Source organism: Streptomyces aureus (genome assembly GCF_001418135.1).
Classification (GTDB): Bacteria; Actinomycetota; Actinomycetes; order Streptomycetales; family Streptomycetaceae; genus Streptomyces; species Streptomyces aureus_A.
Genome location: NZ_LIPQ01000503.1, coordinates 4762 through 5172 on the forward strand (window position 1 = coordinate 4762; position 411 = coordinate 5172).

Genomic DNA, 411 nt, shown 5'->3' on the forward strand with positions numbered 1-411 from the left:
CTCGGTCGTGTCGAGGCAGGTCGGAAGCAGGTCGAGGACGGCCTCCGAGAGCTGGGCCTTGATCTCGTCCGTACGGCCGGACAGCAGGGCGATCTCGATGTGCACGACGGCGTCGTAGGTCGATCCGTCGCCGACGATCAGCTCCTCGATCTCCCGGAACCGGGTCTTGCAGGCGTCGAGCTTCGTGTCGACCGTCTTCACGACGAGCGGGTGCAGGGCGCGTGCGAGGCCGCGCCGGTCGAGGGGCACGGAGTAGTCGACGGTGATCTGCGGCATGGGGCACTCCCGGCCAGAGGGACGGCTGTCGGATGTCTGGCCACACCCTTACGGCGATCGCCATGACGGCACAAGTGCCTTCCGGCAGGCGGACGCCTGCGACGTGGCCCGTCCCGCGTGCCCACCCGTCCCGCC

1 protein-coding gene is annotated in these 411 nt (G+C 69.6%); it reads right to left on the reverse strand.

Annotated elements, in window-relative coordinates:
• Window positions 1-276 (reverse strand): 5-carboxymethyl-2-hydroxymuconate Delta-isomerase (locus AOK00_RS32410; RefSeq protein WP_055603739.1); only part of this gene is annotated, 276 nt, incomplete at its 3' end.
• Between the last annotated feature and the right edge of the window lie 135 nt (window positions 277-411).